The sequence below is a fragment of the Streptomyces sparsus genome, from assembly GCF_054776295.1.
The window spans coordinates 1-3,825 of sequence record NZ_BAAHCA010000465.1; the positions used below are offsets into that span (position 1 = coordinate 1).

Below are 3,825 nucleotides of genomic sequence, written 5' to 3' on the forward strand. Positions count from 1 at the left end.
CCGACCGCGACGAGCCTGCCGCCGAGGGTGACGGGCCACCCGCCGACCGCGACGATCCGCCCGCCGACCCCGGCGGCCGGATGCCGGGACGTGTCCACCGCGCCTGGTGGGTCGCCGCCGTCGCCTTCGTCACGATCATCGGCGCGGCCGGGTTCGCCTCGCTGCCCGGTCTGCTGATCGACCCGCTCCACCAGGAGTTCCGCTGGTCACGCGGCACCATCGGCTTCGCCGTCGCCGTCAACATGGCCCTCTACGGCCTCACCGCGCCCTTCGCCGCCGCCCTCATGGACCGCTTCGGCATCCGGCGGGTGGTGGCCTGCGCGCTCGGTGTCATCGCGGCCGGAGCCGCACTGACCACCGTCATGACGGCCGCCTGGCAGCTCGTCCTCTACTGGGGAGTGCTCGTCGGGCTGGGCAGCGGCTCGATGGCCCTGGCGTTCGCCGCGACCGTCGTGGACCGCTGGTTCACCACCCGCCGCGGCCTGGTCACCGGCGTGCTCACGGCCGCCGGCGCCTCCGGCCAGCTGGTGTTCCTGCCCGTGCTGTCCTGGCTGGTCGAGCACCACGGCTGGCGGCCCGCCTCGGTCACGGTGTCGCTCACCGCCCTCGCGGTGATCCCCTTCGTCGTGCTGCTGATGCGCGACCACCCCGCCGACGTAGGCCTGCGCCCCTACGGCGCCACCGGTCCGGTGCCGCGCCCCGCACCGCAACCCGGCGCCGCCCTGCGAGCCCTGCGGGTGCTGCGCGACGCCGCCCGCACCGGACCCTTCTGGCTGCTCGCGGGCAGCTTCGCCATCTGCGGCGCCTCGACCAACGGCCTGATCCGGACGCACTTCGTGCCCTCGGCGCACGACCACGGCATGCCGATCACCGCCGCCGCCTCACTGCTCGCCCTCATCGGCGTGCTGGACGTCGTCGGCACGGTGGCCTCCGGCTGGCTCACCGACCGGTTCGACGCCCGGCGACTGCTCGCCGTCTACTACGCGCTGCGCGGCGTCTCGCTGCTCTTCCTGCCGATGCTGCTCGCCCCGACCGTCCAGCTGCCGATGCTCTTCTTCATCGTCTTCTACGGCCTGGACTGGGTGGCCACGGTGCCGCCGACGCTCGCCCTGTGCCGGGCGGCGTACGGCCGGGACAGTGCGATCGTCTTCGGCTGGGTGCTCGCCTCGCACCAGGTGGGCGCCGGGCTGGTGGCGTTCCTGGGCGGCCTGGCGAGGGACGCCTTCGGCTCCTACGACCTGGTGTGGGTGACGTCCGGCGCGCTGTGCGCCCTGGCGGCGCTGATGGCCCTCGTCATCCGGCCCGAAGCCCCCGCCGCCTCCGAACCCGCCGGGCCGGACCCGGCACGGTCCGCGCGGGACGCGGAGGCTCCGGAGACGGCTGAGCGGCCGGAGGTCCGGGCGGGCACGGAGGGCCGGCGGGTACGGGACTGAGTGTCGGTGCCGGCCGTTACGGTTCGACGATGGGACAACGTGTGCCGTTCACCGGCAGTGAGAAGGAAAGCCTGCACGTCAGCCTCGACCGGCACCGCGACGTGGTGCTGTGGAAGCTGAGCGGTCTGGGCGAGGAGCAGCTGCGGCGGCCGATGACGCCCTCCGGCATGACGATGCTCGGCCTGCTCAAGCACCTGGCGGCCGTCGAGTACGGCTGGTTCTGCGAGACCTTCGGCCGGCCCGTCGAGCCGCTCTGGTTCACGCCGGAACAGGACTTCGAGCTGGGTCCCGAGGAGCACACCGCCGACATCCTGGCCTTCTACGACCGGGCCCGCGCCGCCGCGGACGCGGCCATCCGCGAGATTGGGGTCGAGGAGACGGGAACCGCCTGGTCGGGGGAGACGGTCTCCATGCGCTGGGTGCTCATCCACATGGTCGAGGAGGTGGCACGGCACGCCGGCCAGCTTGACGTCATGCGGGAGCTGCTGGACGGCAGCACCGGGGACCACCCTCCGAACTGACCACCGGGGGAACCGACCGGCACCCGCCCTGCTCCCGCCCCCTCCCGGCCCGCTTCCCGTCCGGCGTAGGCGCCTCCGGTGCGCCCTGCTCCGTCGTCCGGGTGTCGTCCGGGTGTCGTCGAGCCGAGGTCAGGCGGCGTCCCGGGCCACGGCGGCGGCGATGCGCTCGGCGTCCCGGCCCAGCTCCCGCAGCATGCCGCTGATCGGATTGGTGTAGCCGGTGAAGTACAGGCCCGGCGCCGTCGGCAGCGTCTGCGGCCCGTGGACGAGCGGCAGGCCCCGTGCGTCCAGTACCGACAGGTGTCCGGCCAGCTCCGTCAGGCCCCGCCGGTAGCCGGTCGCCGCGATGACGACCTCCGGGCTGATCAGCGAGTCGTCCGCCAGCCGGACCTTGCCGCTCTCGAAGGACTCGACGGCGGCCACCGGTTCGATCAGGCCCTTCTTCACGCCCTTGATCAGCCCCGCGTCCTGCACCGGGATCGCCCCCTCGCGGACCCGGGAGTAGAGGCCCACGGACGGGCGCGGCAGACCGCGGGACGACAGGTCCGGCACGCTCACCCGCGCCAGCACACGCGCGACCCGGTCCACCATCGGGACCGGCAGCCGCCGCACCAGGATGCCGTTGGCCTGGGCGGGCCATCCCAGCGTCGACCGGCGCACGATGTGCGGAGGGGTGCGCACTGACAGTCGCACGCGCCCGGCGCCGCCCTTGGCGAGGTCGGCGGCGATCTCCGCCCCCGTGTTGCCGACGCCCACGACCAGCACGTCACGACCCGCGTACGGTTCCGGGTTGCGGTACTCCGAGGCGTGCAGCAACTTGCCGCCGAACGCCTCCGCCCCCGGCCACCGCGGCACGAAGGGGGTGTGGCTGTAGCCGGTGGCCACCACGACGGCCGGTGCGCGCAGCTCGCGGCCGCCGTTGGCGCGCAGCAGCCAGCCGCTCTCGCTGTCCGCGGGGTCCAGCTGCTCGATGCGGCTCACCTCGACGCCCGTCGCCACCTCCAGCCGGTGGTGGGCCGCGTAGCGCTCCAGGTAGCGGACCACGTCGTCGCGGGCCACCCAGCGGCCGAACGACCGCGGCATCGGCAGTCCCGGCAGCGCGGACCAGCGGCGGGTGGTGTGCAGCCGCAACCGGTCGTAGTGGCCGCGCCAGGAGGCACCCACGGCGTCCGACCGCTCCAGGACGAGAGTGCGTATGCCGCGCTTCTGCAGGGCCGCTGCGGTGGCGAGGCCACCGGGGCCGCCACCGATGATGTGGACGGGTCTGCCGTCTTCGGGCATGGGCATGCCGTTGAGCTTAAGCCCCGGCACGAACCCGCGCCGAGGGTGCCTCACACTCGTGCGCCGGGGCGCACGCCCGGTGCCGCTGACGTGCGGTCAGGCGCGGACGGGCGTGCGTTTTCCTCCCTCGCCGGTTCCTCGTCCCCTCGTGGAGCGGTCCCGTCGCCGGTCCCGTCAGCGCTCCCGCAGTCGACGTCCGCAAGCGCCGAACCGGCCGGCCGGCGGGCACCCGGGCCGGTGCTTGAATGCCCGCATGGAACCTGTCGAACTACCCGCAGCAGGCCTGTTGCTTCGCCCCTGGGACCGTACCGAGGACGACCGGCAGGCGGTGCTGCACGGCCTGGCCGACCCGGAGTTCCGCCGCTGGAACACCGTCAACGCTCCCACCGCCGACGCGGCCGGCGCGCAGGACTTCCTGACGTCCGCGGTGGAGGGCTGGGCCTCCGGCGACCAGCTCTCCTGGGCGGTCACCGACGCGTCGGCGGGCGGCCGGGTGCTCGGCAACGTCGCACTGGGCACCGTGGACCTGCGGATGCGCCGCGCCCGGGTGTCCTACTGGCTGCTGCCCCAGGCCCGCGGCCGGGGCGCCG

4 protein-coding genes are annotated in these 3,825 nt (G+C 74.2%); 3 read left to right on the plus strand and 1 reads right to left on the minus strand.

Translation table 11 applies throughout. The features are described from left to right. Positions 1-80: 80 nt before the first annotated feature. Positions 81-1,433, plus strand: a complete 1,353-nt coding sequence (locus tag ACYVE9_RS18540) for an MFS transporter (RefSeq protein ID WP_461029004.1) — start codon at positions 81-83, stop codon at positions 1,431-1,433. 29 nt (positions 1,434-1,462) lie between these two features. After that, positions 1,463-1,954, plus strand: coding sequence for a DinB family protein (locus ACYVE9_RS18545; RefSeq protein WP_461029002.1), 492 nt, complete (start codon positions 1,463-1,465; stop codon positions 1,952-1,954). Between the two features lie 129 nt (positions 1,955-2,083). Here the strand turns inward: ACYVE9_RS18545 and ACYVE9_RS18550 are convergent, their stop codons facing one another. Next, positions 2,084-3,235 (minus strand): flavin-containing monooxygenase, encoded by a 1,152-nt coding sequence (locus tag ACYVE9_RS18550; protein ID WP_461029005.1) that lies wholly within the window; start codon positions 3,233-3,235, stop codon positions 2,084-2,086. Between the two features lie 253 nt (positions 3,236-3,488). Between ACYVE9_RS18550 and ACYVE9_RS18555 the strand changes: the two genes are divergently transcribed. Then, positions 3,489-3,825, plus strand: a 337-nt coding sequence (locus tag ACYVE9_RS18555) for a GNAT family N-acetyltransferase (protein WP_461029003.1), incomplete at its 3' end; no start/stop codon positions are given.